Source organism: Paraburkholderia sp. J10-1 (assembly GCF_905220165.1).
Classification (GTDB): Bacteria; Pseudomonadota; Gammaproteobacteria; order Burkholderiales; family Burkholderiaceae; genus Paraburkholderia.
This window is the reverse complement of the sequence record NZ_CAJMYW010000010.1, coordinates 214,014-228,079: the sequence shown is the minus strand read 5'-3', so window position 1 is coordinate 228,079 and position 14,066 is coordinate 214,014. Positions and strand designations below refer to the sequence as shown.

Here is a 14,066-nt window from a genome sequence, read left to right as displayed (position 1 = left end):
TCTGCGCCAAGTTGCGAAAGGTTATTGTAATGTCTGGCGGCTGGCCTCAGTCCACGCCGCGTGCGCGCTGCTCGGCGAAGCGCTGGCGGAACGCCGCGAACGTCTTCGTTTCGATGGCCGCGCGCATCTCGCTCATCAATTCCAGGTAGTAATGCAGATTGTGGATCGTGTTGAGCTGCGCGCCGAGGATCTCGCCCACGCGGTGCAGATGGTGCAGGTAGCCGCGCGTGAAGTTGCGGCAGGTGTAGCAGCCGCATTGCTCGTCGAGCGGGCGCAGCGAGTTGCGGTGCACGGCGTTGCGGATCTTGATGTCGCCAAAGCGCGTGAAGATCCAGCCGTTGCGGGCATTGCGCGTGGGCATCACGCAGTCGAACATGTCGACGCCCGCGGCCACGCCCGCCACCAGGTCTTCCGGCGTGCCCACGCCCATCAGGTAGTGCGGCTTGTCGGCGGGCAGCTTCGGCGCGATGTGTTCGAGCACGCGCATCATGTCTTCCTTCGGCTCGCCCACCGAAAGACCGCCGATCGCGTAGCCGTGGAACGGCATCTGCGAGAGACCGGCGAGCGATTCGTCGCGCAGGTCCTCGAACATGCCGCCTTGCACGATGCCAAAGAGCGCATTCGGGTTGCCGAGACGGTTGAATTCGTCGATCGAGCGCTGCGCCCAGCGCATCGACATGCGCATGGAGTCGGCGGCTTCCTTGTGCGTGGTCGGCACGCCGTTGGTCGCGTAGGGCGTGCACTCGTCGAACTGCATGACGATGTCCGAGTTCAGCACCTTCTGGATCTGCATCGACACTTCGGGCGAGAGGAACAGCTTGTCGCCGTTCACGGGCGACGCGAAGCGCACGCCGTCTTCCGAGATCTTGCGCAGGTCGCCGAGCGAGAACACCTGGAAACCGCCCGAATCCGTGAGGATGGGCCGGTTCCAGCCCATGAAGCGGTGCAGGCCGCCGTGCGCCTCGATCGTTTCCAGACCCGGGCGCAGCCACAGGTGGAAGGTGTTGCCGAGGATGATCTGCGCCTTCATTTCCTCGAGCTCGCGCGGCTGCGTGGCCTTCACGGTGCCGTAGGTGCCCACGGGCATGAAGATCGGCGTTTCGACCACGCCGTGATTGAGCGTGACGCGCCCGCGGCGCGCGAGGCCGTCGGTGCCGAGCAGCTCGAATTTCAGGCCGTTTTGCGGGCGTTCGCCCACGAGTTGACCCAAATAAGCGCCGTGTTCGGCGCGTGCGTTGTTTTGATGACCGTCGGTCATGCGTGGACTCCTGTGCAACCGGCGCTCTGCGTGGGACTGGCGTAAGCGCTAAAGCGCTAACGCCAGTCGACAAGTCCGGCGCAGGTAGTGAAACGCCGCCGCGCGTGTGCAGATCGCGTGACGGCCTGGAAAGCGTGGGTGTTACTTGTTCAGCGCGTTGTCTGTTCTGGTGAGCAGCATCGCATCACCGTAACTGAAGAACCGATACCGCTCGGCAATCGCATGACGATACGCCGCGCGGATCGTTTCGATGCCCGCGAACGCCGATACGAGCATCAATAACGTCGATTTCGGCAGGTGGAAGTTCGTGACGAGCCGGTCGACCACGCGGAACGTGTACCCAGGCGTAATGAAGATATCGGTTTCCGCCTGCGTTGCCGCGAGTGCGCGGCCTTCGCGGTCGGCGTCGCGCGCGGCGGCTTCGAGCGCGCGCATCGAGGTCGTGCCCACCGCGATCACGCGGCCGCCGCGCGCGCGCGTGGCGGCGATCTTGTCGACGAGCGATTGCGGCAGTTCGTACCACTCGCTATGCATCTTGTGCTCGGCAATGTTCTCCACGCGCACCGGCTGGAACGTGCCCGCGCCCACGTGCAGCGTGAGCGTGGCGCGCTCCACGCCTTGCGCGTCGAGTTGCGCGAGCAGGGCGTCGTCGAAGTGCAGGCCCGCCGTGGGCGCGGCCACCGCGCCCGGATTTTGCGCGAACACCGTTTGATAGCGCGTTTCGTCGCTCGCGTCGGCGTCGTGCGTGATATAGGGCGGCAGCGGCAGACGGCCGTGTTGCTCGATGAGCGTGAGGCAGTCGTCGGGAAAGTGCAGCGTGTAGAACTGATCGACGCGCTCGCCAACCGTCACCTCGAACGCATCGGCGAGGCGCAGCACCGTGCCGGGGCCCGGGCTCTTGCTCGCGCGGATCTGCGCGAGCGCCGAGCGCGCGCCGGTCAGGCGCTCCACGAGCACCTCGATCTTGCCGCCGCTGGCCTTCTGGCCGAAGAAACGCGCCTTCAGCACCTTGGTATCGTTGAAGACGAGCAAGTCGCCCGGCGCGATGCACGCGGGCAACTCGGAGAAGCGGCGGTCGGTGAAACGCGCAGGTTGCGTGGTGTTGTCGACCTCCAGCAGACGGCTCGCGCTGCGCTCGGGCAGGGCGGTCTGCGCGATCAGTTCCTCGGGGAGGTCGAAATCGAAATCGGAAAGCTTGAACATGCGGCCTGAAGTAACGGAAATGCGCCGGAGGCCCGGCGCGCGGCGGCTTTACTGGGCCGAACCGCCAAGCGGTTGCGCCCCCAAAAGCGGCTGCAATGGCCGCCCACGTTCAGTGAGCGGCTATGATTGCGGGACATGCGCTTGTGCGACATGCGCCCGATGGCAAAGGCCGTCGCGCTGCACGCGCCGCGCCATGCCGGAAAGCCGATATTGTACTTGCGAAGCTGCCCATGCCCTCATCCGTTAGCCGATTGATGTCCGAACCCGATGCCGCGAGCGACGCGCCCGACGACGCGCGCCTGCCCGAGGATGGCGCGCGGACGCGGCAACAGGAGGCGGCGCAAGGGGCCGCACCGCCCGCGCGCAAACGCGCCAGCAAAAAAACGGCAGAAAAGGGCGCAGATGTGGCCGCAGAAAAAGCCGCGGCCAAAGACAAGCCCAAGCTCACCAAAACCGCCGACCGCCTCGCGAAACTCGGCCTGCGCAGCGACATCGATCTCGTGCTGCATCTGCCGATGCGCTACGAGGACGAAACCACGCTCACGCCCATCGGCGAACTGCTGCCGGGCGGCATCGCGCAAACCGAAGGCGTGGTGTTCGACAACGAGATCGCCTACCGTCCGCGCCGCCAACTGGTCGTGAAGCTCCAAGACCACAACGGCGACGAACTGCATCTGCGCTTCCTGAACTTCTATGGTTCGCAGGTCGCGCAGATGGCGATCGGCAAGCGTCTGCGCGTGCGTGGCGATGTGCGTGGCGGCTTCTTCGGCATGGAGATGGTGCATCCGGCCGTGAAGGTCGTGGAAGGCGACGCGCCACTGCCGCAGGCGCTCACACCGGTGTATCCGTCCACTGCGGGCGTGAGCCAGGCGTATCTGCGCAAGGCGATCGACAACGCGCTTTCGCGCGCGCATTTGCCCGAACTCCTGCCCGAAGCCGTGGCGCACGAGTTCATGGCGCCGCTGGACGTGCCGCCGCTCATGGACGCGGTCAAGACCCTGCACCACCCGCCCGTGAACGCCGACGAGTACGCGCTCATCGAAGGCACGCATCCCGCGTGGACCCGCATCAAGTTCGAGGAACTGCTCGCGCAGCAACTCTCGCTCAAGCGCGCGCACGAAGAGCGCCGCACGCGCGCGGCACCCGCCATGGCGCGGCATGTCGCGGGGCGCAAGAGCGAAGAGACGCTGCTCGCGCGTCTGCGTGGCGCGCTGCCGTTCACGCTCACCGGCGCGCAGGAGCGCGTGGTGGCCGAAATCGCTCACGATCTCGAACAGCCGCACCCGATGCAGCGCCTGCTGCAAGGCGACGTTGGCAGCGGCAAGACCGTGGTCGCGGCGCTCGCGGCCGCGCAGGCCATCGACGCGGGCTATCAGGCCGCACTCATGGCGCCGACCGAAATTCTCGCGGAACAGCACGCACGCAAGCTGCGAGGCTGGCTCGAGCCGCTCGGCGTGCAGGTGGCGTGGCTTGCCGGCAGCCTGAAGGCGAAGGAAAAGCGCGCGGCGCTCGAAGCCGCGGCGCTCGGCACGGCGCAGCTCGTGATCGGCACGCACGCGATCATTCAGGAGGCCGTGGAATTCGCGCGCCTCGGCCTCGTGATCGTCGACGAGCAGCATCGTTTCGGCGTCGAGCAGCGGCTCGCGTTGCGCGCGAAGGCGCAGAACGCGCGGTTGCCAACGCAGTCTCCGGATCAGGCGCATCGCGAGTTCCAGCCGCATCAGCTGATGATGTCGGCCACGCCCATTCCGCGCACGCTTGCGATGACTTACTACGCGGACCTCGACGTCTCCACCATCGACGAGCTGCCGCCCGGCCGCACGCCGATCCTCACGAAGCTCATTTCCGACGCGCGCCGCGAGGAAGTGATCGCGCGTGTGCGCGCGGCGGCGCTCACGGGTCGTCAGGTGTACTGGGTATGTCCGCTGATCGAGGAAAGCGAGACGTTGCAGCTGCAAACGGCCGTCGAGACTTATGAAACGCTCGTGGCCGCGCTGCCGGAACTCACCGTGGGCCTCGTGCATGGCCGCCTCGCTTCCACGGACAAGGCCGCGGTCATGGACGCGTTCTCACGCAACGAAGTGCAACTCCTCGTGGCGACGACGGTGATCGAAGTGGGCGTGGACGTGCCCAACGCCTCGCTGATGGTGATCGAACACGCCGAGCGCTTCGGCCTCGCGCAGCTTCACCAGTTGCGCGGGCGCGTGGGGCGGGGCAGCGCCGCTTCGGTGTGCGTGCTGCTCTATACGGGGCCCTTGTCGCTCACGGGCCGCGCGCGTTTGCAAACCATGCGCGAAACGACCGACGGCTTCGAGATCGCGCGCAAGGACCTCGAAATCCGCGGCCCCGGCGAATTCCTCGGCGCGCGTCAATCCGGCGCGGCGATGCTGCGCTTCGCGAACCTTGAAAACGACGCGTGGCTCATCGAGCCCGCGCGCGGCGCCGCCGATCGCCTGCTGCACGAGTTTCCGCACGTCGTCACGCAGCATTTAAACCGCTGGCTCGGCGCGCGCGAGCAATATCTGAAAGCGTAAATAGTCCATTTAGCGCATTGCGCGGAACCTGCGCGCGCCAACGCCGTCTGACCCTTTTGCTTTGATCACGCCCCGCATAGGGGTGTTGATTATTGGCGAATCGCCGCCATAGGTGTATAAGTACAAGCTATTGAATCACCCTTTTTGATTGGTCCCCGAATGACGCTCACTGAATTGAAATACATTGTCGCGGTAGCTCGAGAGCGCCACTTCGGACGGGCCGCGGAAGCCTGCTTCGTGAGCCAGCCGACCCTTTCGGTCGCCATCAAGAAGCTCGAAGACGAACTGAATGTGCAGATCTTCGAGCGCGGCACGAGCGAGGTGAGCGTGACGCCCATCGGCGAGCAGATCGTGACGCAAGCGCAGCGCGTGCTCGAGCAGACGCTCGCGATCAAGGAAATCGCCAAGCAGGGCAAGGATCCGCTCGTCGGGCCGCTGCGCCTCGGCGTGATCTACACGATCGGGCCGTACCTGTTGCCCACGCTCGTCAAGCAGATGATCAAGCGTGTGCCGCAAATGCCGCTCATGCTGCAGGAGAACTACACGCTCAAGCTCATCGAACTGCTCAAGCAGGGCGAGATCGACGTGGCAATCATGGCGCTGCCGTTCCCCGAAACCGGCCTCACGCTGCGTCCGCTCTACGACGAGCCGTTCGTCGTGGCGCTGCCTTCGGGCCATGCGTGGGAGCAGCGCCCGAAGATCGACCCGGACGACCTTAAGCAGGAAACCATGCTGCTGCTCGGCAGCGGCCATTGCTTCCGCGACCACGTGCTGGGCGTGTGCCCGGAACTGATGCGCTTCTCGCAAAACGCCGACGGCATCCAGAAGACCTTCGAAGGCTCGTCGCTGGAAACCATCCGCCATATGGTCGCAAGCGGAGTTGGCATTACCGTGCTGCCGCGCATGTCGGTGACCGAGGTGAAGCCGCACGCGGGCGGCGTCGATTCCGGGCTGCTGTCGTACGTGCCGTTCGACGAGCCGGTGCCGGACCGCCGCGTGGTGCTCGCGTGGCGCAAGAGCTTCACGCGCATGCCGGCGATCGAGGCGATCGTCGACGCCATTCACGCCTGTGAGTTGCCCGGCGTGAAGAAGATCGAGGCACCCGCCGAGGCTGCCTGACGGTCATCGCGCCGTGCGCTTTCGGGCTGCGCGGCGCGTTTTCCTCTCTGGCGCGGCATTCGCCCGCGTCACAGTTCCCTCTCCTTGCGTTTCTTGCGACCCCAATAATCAACGTCTATTCGATAGATTAAGTAAATCAAATTATCGATATAGATAGTCTTTGGTAAAGTTTCCTCCAACCGACACCAACCGGCAACCCAACTGGAGGAAGCGATGCAAACCACCCACTCGAACACGCCCGCACCCAGCACCTCGGCACGCGCCGATTCCGGCCTTCGCACTGTGTGGTTCTCGCTGCTGGTCGACCGCGCGTTGTCTGCCTGACGCTCTCGCGCCAGCGCGCCGCAGCATTCCCCGCATTCCAGAACACACCCGCAAGCAAGAAAGGAATCCAGCATGACCGACCGTACTCTCACCTCGGCAGCCGGCGCACCCGTCGTCGATAACCAGAACTCCCTCACCGCCGGCCCGCGTGGCCCCGTGATGCTCCAAGACGTGTGGCTGCTCGAAAAGCTCGCGCACTTCGACCGCGAAGTGATTCCCGAGCGCCGCGTGCACGCGAAGGGCTCGGGCGCGTTCGGCACGCTCAAGGTCACGCACGACATCTCGCGTTACACGAAGGCCAAGGTGTTCGGCGAAGTCGGCAAGGAAACGCCGCTCTTCATCCGTTTCTCGACCGTGGCGGGTGAGCGCGGTGCAGCCGATGCCGAGCGCGACGTGCGCGGCTTCTCGATCAAGTTCTATACGGAAGAGGGCAACTGGGACATCGTCGGCAACAACACGCCGGTGTTTTTCATTCGCGATCCGCTCAAGTTCCCGGACTTCATCCACACGCAAAAGCGCGATCCGCGCACCAACATGCGCAGCAACGTGGCCGCGTGGGACTTCTGGTCGCGTCACCCGGAGTCGCTGCATCAGGTGACGATCCTCATGAGCGATCGCGGGATTCCGAAGAACTATCGCCAGCAGCACGGTTTCGGCTCGCACACGTTCTCGTTCATCAACGCGAATAACGAGCGCTTTTACGTGAAGTTCCACTTCAAGTCGGCGCAGGGCGTGGAGAACTACAGCGATGCCGAAGCGGCGCAGGTGGTTGCTCAGGACCGCGAATCGGCGCAGCGCGATCTGTTCAACGAGATCGAGATGGGCAATTTCCCGAAGTGGCACTTCCGTATTCAGGTGATGCCCGAGGCCGATGCCGCGAAGGTGCCGTACAACCCGTTCGATATCACGAAGGTCTGGCCGCACAAGGACTATCCGTTGATCGACGTCGGCACGATCGAGTTGAACCGCAATCCGCAGAACTATTTCGCCGATGTCGAGCAGGCTGCTTTCACGCCGGCGAATGTGGTGCCGGGCATCGGCTTCTCGCCGGATCGCTTGTTGCAGGGGCGGTTGTTCTCGTATGGCGACACGCAGCGCTACCGGCTTGGCGTGAACCATCACCAGATTCCGGTGAATGCGCCGCGTTGCCCGTTCCACTCGTTCCACCGCGACGGCGCCATGCGCACCGACGGCAACCTGGGCGGCAACGTGAACTACGAGCCGAGCCGCTTCGGTGACTTCGCTCAGCGTCCGCAGGCCGGTGAACCGCCGCTCGCAGCGGGTGCGGTCGATCACTACGATCACCGCGAAGACGACGACTACTACAGCCAGCCGGGCGCGCTGTTCCGGCTGTTCGACGCGGGGCAGCGCGAACGGCTTTTCGCGAACATCGCGCGACACATCAGCGGTGTGCCCGCGGAGATCGTGGCGCGCCAGATCGAGCACTTCCGCCGCGCCGATCCGGCGTACGCGCAAGGTGTGACCGACGCGATCGCGAAGCTGGCTAAATAAGGTGGAAGGCGCGGTTTGTTGTCGCAACGCCGGGACAACGAGCCGCGCCCGAAGCAGGACTTCCAGGAAGCACCGAAGCACCAAAGGAGCACGATCATGACCCGTACGATGACGATGACCCTCAGGACCATGGGACGAGGCGAGGCCGCCACGATGGCGCGCACGCGCGCGGAAGGCACGCAGATCGTGCGCCGCGTGGTGGGTTTCGCGATTGTGGCGAGCGGCTTCGTGGCGATCGCCATGCAAGCCCTTGCGCACTTCACGGGGCACTAAACGTGCTGCGCACGTTGCTCGGCAGTAGGGCCGGATGAACAGGGTTTCCGATATTTCCAGGCTACACTGACGGCCGATCGAGCGTTCGCGCGCCATTATCGAGAGGCGCCAGGCGACGCAACCGGATCGCAACACGCACGCGTAGTCTCACTGCTACACAAGGAGTCGTCATGGCCAAAAAAGCAACCGTACAGCACGTGAACATCGGCATCAGCGACAAGGATCGCAAGAAGATCGCGGATGGTCTCTCGCGCCTGCTCGCAGACACCTACACGCTGTATCTGAAGACGCACAACTTCCACTGGAACGTGACGGGGCCGATGTTCAACACGCTCCATCTGATGTTCGAGGGGCAGTACAACGAGCTCGCGCTGGCCGTGGACGCAATCGCCGAACGCATTCGTGCGCTGGGCGTGCATGCGCCGGGCAGCTACAAGGAGTTCGCGAAGCTCTCGTCGATTCCCGAAGCGGACGGTGTGCCGAACGCGGAAGACATGATCCGCCAGCTGGTGGAAGGCCAGGAAGCCGTGGTGCGCACCGCGCGCGCGATCTTCCCGTCGACGGAAGCCGCCAACGACGAGCCGACCGCCGACCTGCTCACGCAACGCATGCAGACGCACGAAAAGACCGCGTGGATGCTGCGCTCGCTGCTGGCCTGATGCGCAGCGGCGCCGCACGGGAAGGGCAATGAAAGGCCCGCCGGACGTCCGGCGGGCCTTTGTATTTTGCGCGGGTGCGGCTCGCGGCAAGGGCGCGGGCGGCAAGGCGGCGCCCTGGCCTACAATAGCGGCATCGCTTTTCCCGCCCCGATCATGTTCGCCCGACTCCCGCTCTATTTGCGGCTCGTCCGCATGGACAAGCCGATCGGCAGCCTGCTGCTGCTGTGGCCGACGCTCAACGCGCTCTGGATCGCTTCCGACGGCCGTCCGCCGCTTTCGCTGCTGATCATCTTCACGATCGGCACGGTGCTGATGCGCTCGGCGGGCTGCGCGATCAACGACTACGCCGACCGCGACTTCGACCGCCACGTGAAGCGCACCGCCGAGCGTCCCATCACGTCGGGCCGCATTCGCGCCTGGGAGGCGGTAGCAATTGCCGCGGGTCTCGCGCTCGTGTCGTTCCTGTTGATCCTGCCGCTCAACGCGCTCACGAAGCAGCTTTCGGTCGTGGCGCTGTTCGTGGCGGCGTCCTATCCGTTCACCAAGCGTTTCTTTGCGATTCCGCAGGCGTACCTGGGCATTGCGTTCGGCTTTGGTATTCCGATGGCGTTCGCCGCCGTACAGGATCACGTGCCGGCGCTCGCATGGATCATGCTGGTCGCGAACGTATTCTGGTCCGTCGCCTACGACACCGAGTACGCCATGGTCGATCGCGACGACGACATCAAGATCGGCATTCGCACCTCGGCGCTCACGTTCGGCCGGTTCGACGTGCTCGCGATCATGCTCTGCTACGCGGTGACGCTTGGCATTTACGTGTGGGTGGGTTTGACGCTGGGTTTCGGCTGGCTTTACTGGCTTGGCTGGGCGGCTGCGGCGGGTTGTGCGATTTACCACTACACGTTGATCAAGGGCCGCGAGCGCATGCCGTGCTTCGCCGCCTTCCGCCACAACAACTGGTTGGGCGGCGTGCTGTTCGTGGGGATCGCGGCCCATTACGCCGTCGCGGGACTCTAAGGCCAGCTCGACTCCAGACGAAAAAGCGCCGGGTGCATGACACACCCGGCGCTTTTTTTGTATGACGCTGCGGCAGGCTTACTGCTTGCCGAATTCCTCGCCCATTTCCTTCGCGCGCGCATCGGCCGCGAGCGCGCCCTTGACGATGGCGGCCTTCACGCCCGATGCGTCGAACGACGCCAGTGCGGCAGCCGTCGTACCGCCCTTGGAGGTCACGCGCTCGCGCAGCACGGCGGGCGGCTCGTCCGATTGCAGCGCGAGCTGTGCAGCACCCGCGAACGTGGCGATGGCGAGCGCGCGGCCTTGCTGCTCGTCCATGCCGAGCTGACGCGCCGCTTCTTCGAGCGCTTCGATGAAATAGAACACGTAGGCCGGGCCGCTGCCCGAGATGCCCGTGACCGCGTCGATCTTCGCTTCGTCGTCGAACCAGACCGTTTGGCCCACCGCGCCGAGCACGTCGGACGCGAGCTGGCGGCCCGCCGCGTCCACGCCGCTGCTTGCGACGAGACCGGTTGCGCCCATGCCGATCAGCGCGGGCGTGTTCGGCATCGTGCGCACGACGCGCGCATGGCCGTTCAGCCAGCGCGAAAGGTCGTCGATGCGAATGCCGGCCATGATGCTGATGACGACCTGATGCGCGCCGAGGTGCGGGGCGATGCCTTCGGCCACGGCTTTGGCGATTTGCGGCTTCACGGCGATCAGCACCGCGTCATACGACGCGAGCGCGGAATCCGCGGCGGCGCCGGTGCGCACGCCGAACTGTTCGGCGCTGCGCTTGCGGGCGTCCTCGTTCGGATCGATCGCGTACAGATTGTCGGCGGGAACGCCCTTGCGGATCAGGCCGCCGATGAGCGCGGCGGCCATGTTGCCGCCGCCGATGAAGGCAATTTTCATGGTGATGGAATCGTTCAATGAATCAGTGAGAGTAGTCGCGCGCGCCGAAGATCGCGGTGCCGACGCGCACGATCGTCGCGCCTTCGAGCACCGCGGCTTCGAGGTCGGCCGACATGCCCATGGAGAGCGTGTCGAGCGCGAGGCCTTCTGCGCGTAGCGCTTCGAACAGCTCGCGCAGTTGGCGGTGCGGCGCGCGTTGCGCCTCGAGCGAGGTTTCCGGCTCGGGAATCGACATGAGCCCGCGCAGGCGCAGGTTGGGCAGGGCGGCGATTTGCTTGGCGACCTGCTGCGCTTCTTGCGGGGTGACGCCGCTCTTGCTGGCCTCGCCGCTCACGTTGACCTGGAGGCAGACGTTGAGCGGCGCCATGCCGGCGGGACGTTGCGCCGAAAGGCGCTCGGCAATCTTCAGACGATCGACCGAATGGACCCAGTCGAAACGCTCGGCCACGGGGCGTGTCTTGTTCGATTGGAGCGGCCCGATGAAATGCCATTCGATGCTCGCGCGCAGGTCGGCGAGCGCCTCGATCTTGTCCACGGATTCCTGCACGTAGTTCTCGCCGAACGCGCGCTGGCCGGCAGCGTGAGCGGCGCGTACGTCCTGCGCGGGAAACGTTTTCGAAACCGCGAGCAACTCCACGCTTTGCGGGTCGCGGCCGGCGTTGCGGGCGGCGGCGGCGATGCGCTCGCGGACAGCTTCGAGATTGTGGGAAAGATCGGTCATCGGGCTTGAAGGCTGACGCGTAACGTGGCTCGCGCCGCTTTTGGATCCAAAACGAACAGAACGACGGCCATTATACGGACTGCGCACGGCGCAAAACACTGGCCAGAAAGGCTATACCGAATGGCCGACTGTTGGCGCGCCGCGCGCTTCGTTACGCTGGTTCCGTTGCCGATGGCTCAATTCGTTGCCAGCATATGTTCGACCAGCTCGATCCAGTGCGTGACCGGAATCGCCGTGCCGCTTTGCAGGTGCGTGATGCAGCCTATGTTGGCGGAAACGATCAGTTGCGGCTCCAGCGCCTGCAGCCGGTCCACTTTCTGGTTGCGCAGCGTATAGGAAAGGCGCGGCTGCATGATCGAATAGGTGCCTGCGGAGCCGCAGCAAAGATGGCTGTCGGCGGGCAGCCGCACGTCGAGCCCGAGCGCGGTGAGCAGCTTTTCCACGCCGCCGCGCAACTGCTGGCCATGCTGCAGCGTGCAGGGAGGATGCCAGGCCACCGTCTTGATGCCGCGCCGTCTCGTTGCGGCCACGAGTTGTTCCTCGAACGCGGGCAGCAGCTCCGAAAGATCGCGCGTGAGTTCGACCACGCGGCGCGCTTTCTCCGCATAGGCCGGGTCGTCGCGCAGCAGGTGCGCGTATTCCTTCACCGTCGCGCCGCAGCCCGAGGCGTTCATCACGATCGCCTCCACGCCTTGCTCGATGTACGGCCACCAGGCGTCGATGTTCGCGCGCACGTCGTCGAGCGCATCGTCGGCGTAGCCCATATGCAGGCGGATCGCGCCGCAGCAGCCCGATTGCGGCGAGACGATCGTCTCGATATCCAGTGCATCCAGCACGCGCGCGGTGGCGATGTTGATGTTGGGCATCATCGAGGGCTGCACGCAGCCTTGCAGCATCAGCATCTTGCGCGCGTGCTTCGCCGTGGGCCACGCAAGCGAGCGCTGGCGCACGGGCACCTTGTCGCGCAGGCGCTTGGGCAGAAGCGGGCGCACCTGCTGGCCAAGGCGCATGGCCGGCGTGAAAAGCGCGCGGCGCGGCAGCAGGCCCGCGAGCAGGCGGCGCATGAGGCGCTGGCGCAGCGGCCGTTGCACCATCTGTTCCGCGTGCTTGCGGCCCACTTCCACGAGGCGCCCGTACTGCACGCCCGAAGGGCAGGTCGTCTCGCAACTGCGGCACGTGAGGCAGCGGTCGAGGTGCGTGAGCGTGCTCTTCGTCACGGGCGCGCCTTCCACCATCTGCTTCATCAGATAGATGCGCCCGCGCGGGCCGTCCAGTTCGTCGCCGAGCAACTGATAGGTCGGGCAGGTCGCGGTGCAGAAGCCGCAATGCACGCACTTGCGCAGGATCGCGTCGGCTTCGTCGCCGTCGGGGGTGTTGCGTATGAAGTCCGCGAGGTTCGTCTGCATCGCCGCGTGTGGGTGTCGTCAGAAGTCGGAATACAGCCGGCCGCGATTGAAGATGCGGGCCGGGTCGAAGGCGGCCTTCAGACCGCGATGGATCTTCATGAGCGGCGCGGGCAAGGGCGTGAAGACGCCCGCACTGCGGTCGTAGTCACGCCCCGTGCGGAACATCGTGGCGTGACCGCCGGCCTGCTTCGCGCTGATGCGCACTGTTTGCGCGTCGGTTTCCGTGATCCACCAGCGCTGCGCGCCGCCCCACTCCATGAGTTGCGCGCCCGGCAGTTGCAAGGGCTCCGCGATCGAGGGCAGCGCGAGCCGCCACAGCGCCGCATTCGGTGCGATCGAGGCAAAGAACGGATCGGTCTGCTCGCGCAGGCCCGCCCAGAAGCGCTCGGCCTCCACGGCGTCCACCACTTCGCCCCCCAGGCTCGCGCGCGCGGTTTTCACGGCCGCCTCCGCGCCGGCGAGGCGTACCGCGAGGGTTCCGTTGCGCCAGGCGCTCGCCGTCATCGGCAGCGGGCGGCCGCCCCATTCGTTGAGCTTGCGTACGGCGTCGGTGCCGTTCATGTCGAACTTGAGCGTGGTTTCCGCTTGCGCAACCGGCAGCACCTTCACCGAAAGCTCCAGCAGCAGGCCGAGCGTCCCGAGCGAGCCCGCCATGAGCCGCGAGACGTCGTAGCCCGCCACGTTTTTCACTACCTGGCCGCCGAAATGCAGCACCTCGCCGTGGCCGTTCATGAGCACCGCGCCCAGCACGAAGTCGCGCGGTGCGCCCGCGCTCGCCCGCCGGGGACCGGCAATGCCTGCGGCAATGCAGCCGCCCAGGGTGGCCTGGGCGCCGAAGTGCGGCGGCTCGAACGCGAGCATCTGTCCGTGGGCCGCAAGCGCCGTTTCGATTTCGACAAGCGGTGTGCCGGCGCGGGCCGTGATCACCAGTTCGGCTGGGTCGTACGCGATGATGCCGCGGTGTGCGCGCGTGTCGAGAATCTCGCCCTCGAGCGACTGGCCGTACCAGTCCTTGGTGCCCCCTCCGCGAATGCGCAACGCCCGCCCATCGGCGCTCGCTGCCCGGATGCGTTCGGACCAGTCCGAGACGATGTCGTCCTCTTCCATGTCGTGATGGTCGCGCTCGTTCGTTATATGGTTCGCTCG

General features: G+C 65.5%; 12 protein-coding genes. 6 read left to right on the top strand and 6 right to left on the bottom strand.

Features of this window, described 5'->3' with window-relative positions:
- Positions 1–46: 46 nt before the first annotated feature.
- The gene (tgt, locus tag U5A65_RS28125; RefSeq protein WP_321913154.1) at positions 47–1,258 is read right to left on the bottom strand and encodes a tRNA guanosine(34) transglycosylase Tgt; all 1,212 of its coding nucleotides are present in this window, start codon (positions 1,256–1,258) and stop codon (positions 47–49) included.
- Positions 1,259–1,399: 141 nt separating this feature from the next.
- Positions 1,400–2,461 (bottom strand): tRNA preQ1(34) S-adenosylmethionine ribosyltransferase-isomerase QueA, encoded by a 1,062-nt coding sequence (queA, locus tag U5A65_RS28120; RefSeq protein WP_321934271.1) that lies wholly within the window; start codon positions 2,459–2,461, stop codon positions 1,400–1,402.
- A 122-nt stretch (positions 2,462–2,583) separates the two neighbouring features.
- Between queA and recG the strand changes: the two genes are divergently transcribed.
- The 6 genes from recG (at position 2,584) to ubiA (ending at position 9,899) form a co-directional block, all read left to right on the top strand.
- Positions 2,584–4,995 carry an ATP-dependent DNA helicase RecG gene (recG, locus tag U5A65_RS28115; protein ID WP_321934270.1) on the top strand — a complete coding sequence of 804 codons (2,412 nt, stop codon included), beginning with the start codon at positions 2,584–2,586 and terminating at the stop codon, positions 4,993–4,995.
- A 159-nt stretch (positions 4,996–5,154) separates the two neighbouring features.
- Positions 5,155–6,114, top strand: a complete 960-nt coding sequence (locus U5A65_RS28110) for a hydrogen peroxide-inducible genes activator (RefSeq protein ID WP_069268466.1) — start codon at positions 5,155–5,157, stop codon at positions 6,112–6,114.
- Positions 6,115–6,510: 396 nt separating this feature from the next.
- Positions 6,511–7,950, top strand: a complete 1,440-nt coding sequence (locus tag U5A65_RS28105) for a catalase (RefSeq protein WP_321948570.1) — start codon at positions 6,511–6,513, stop codon at positions 7,948–7,950.
- A 96-nt stretch (positions 7,951–8,046) separates the two neighbouring features.
- Positions 8,047–8,223 carry a hypothetical protein gene (locus U5A65_RS28100; protein ID WP_321913149.1) on the top strand — a complete coding sequence of 59 codons (177 nt, stop codon included), beginning with the start codon at positions 8,047–8,049 and terminating at the stop codon, positions 8,221–8,223.
- A gap of 170 nt (positions 8,224–8,393) precedes the next feature.
- Positions 8,394–8,882: a Dps family protein gene (locus tag U5A65_RS28095; RefSeq protein ID WP_158756997.1), complete on the top strand. Its 489-nt coding sequence runs from the start codon at positions 8,394–8,396 to the stop codon at positions 8,880–8,882.
- Positions 8,883–9,035: 153 nt separating this feature from the next.
- Positions 9,036–9,899 (top strand): 4-hydroxybenzoate octaprenyltransferase, encoded by an 864-nt coding sequence (ubiA, locus tag U5A65_RS28090; protein ID WP_321913148.1) that lies wholly within the window; start codon positions 9,036–9,038, stop codon positions 9,897–9,899.
- A gap of 78 nt (positions 9,900–9,977) precedes the next feature.
- Here ubiA and proC read toward each other — a convergent pair whose 3' ends face one another.
- The 4 genes from proC to glcE form a co-directional block, all read right to left on the bottom strand.
- Entirely contained in the window at positions 9,978–10,793 is an 816-nt protein-coding gene (gene proC, locus U5A65_RS28085; RefSeq protein ID WP_321913147.1) for a pyrroline-5-carboxylate reductase, read from the bottom strand.
- Between the two features lie 22 nt (positions 10,794–10,815).
- A complete protein-coding gene (locus U5A65_RS28080; protein WP_321913146.1) occupies positions 10,816–11,514 on the bottom strand; it encodes a YggS family pyridoxal phosphate-dependent enzyme in 699 nt (232 codons plus the stop codon).
- A 176-nt stretch (positions 11,515–11,690) separates the two neighbouring features.
- A complete protein-coding gene (gene glcF / locus U5A65_RS28075) occupies positions 11,691–12,920 on the bottom strand; it encodes a glycolate oxidase subunit GlcF (protein WP_321913145.1) in 1,230 nt (409 codons plus the stop codon).
- Between the two features lie 18 nt (positions 12,921–12,938).
- The gene (gene glcE, locus U5A65_RS28070; protein WP_321913144.1) at positions 12,939–14,027 is read right to left on the bottom strand and encodes a glycolate oxidase subunit GlcE; all 1,089 of its coding nucleotides are present in this window, start codon (positions 14,025–14,027) and stop codon (positions 12,939–12,941) included.
- Positions 14,028–14,066 lie beyond the last annotated feature (39 nt).

Excerpts from the sequence above, each read along its gene's own strand:
- ubiA (WP_321913148.1), top strand. The coding sequence starts at position 9,036 with ATGTTCGCCCGACTCCCGCTCTATTTGCGGCTCGTCCGCATGGACAAG.
- queA (WP_321934271.1), bottom strand. The coding sequence starts at position 2,461 with ATGTTCAAGCTTTCCGATTTCGATTTCGACCTCCCCGAGGAACTGATC.
- proC (WP_321913147.1), bottom strand. The coding sequence starts at position 10,793 with ATGAAAATTGCCTTCATCGGCGGCGGCAACATGGCCGCCGCGCTCATC.
- glcE (WP_321913144.1), bottom strand. The coding sequence starts at position 14,027 with ATGGAAGAGGACGACATCGTCTCGGACTGGTCCGAACGCATCCGGGCA.
- U5A65_RS28105 (WP_321948570.1), top strand. The coding sequence starts at position 6,511 with ATGACCGACCGTACTCTCACCTCGGCAGCCGGCGCACCCGTCGTCGAT.
- tgt (WP_321913154.1), bottom strand. The coding sequence starts at position 1,258 with ATGACCGACGGTCATCAAAACAACGCACGCGCCGAACACGGCGCTTAT.
- U5A65_RS28080 (WP_321913146.1), bottom strand. The coding sequence starts at position 11,514 with ATGACCGATCTTTCCCACAATCTCGAAGCTGTCCGCGAGCGCATCGCC.
- glcF (WP_321913145.1), bottom strand. The coding sequence starts at position 12,920 with ATGCAGACGAACCTCGCGGACTTCATACGCAACACCCCCGACGGCGAC.
- U5A65_RS28095 (WP_158756997.1), top strand. The coding sequence starts at position 8,394 with ATGGCCAAAAAAGCAACCGTACAGCACGTGAACATCGGCATCAGCGAC.
- recG (WP_321934270.1), top strand. The coding sequence starts at position 2,584 with ATGATTGCGGGACATGCGCTTGTGCGACATGCGCCCGATGGCAAAGGC.
- U5A65_RS28100 (WP_321913149.1), top strand. The coding sequence starts at position 8,047 with ATGACCCGTACGATGACGATGACCCTCAGGACCATGGGACGAGGCGAG.
- U5A65_RS28110 (WP_069268466.1), top strand. The coding sequence starts at position 5,155 with ATGACGCTCACTGAATTGAAATACATTGTCGCGGTAGCTCGAGAGCGC.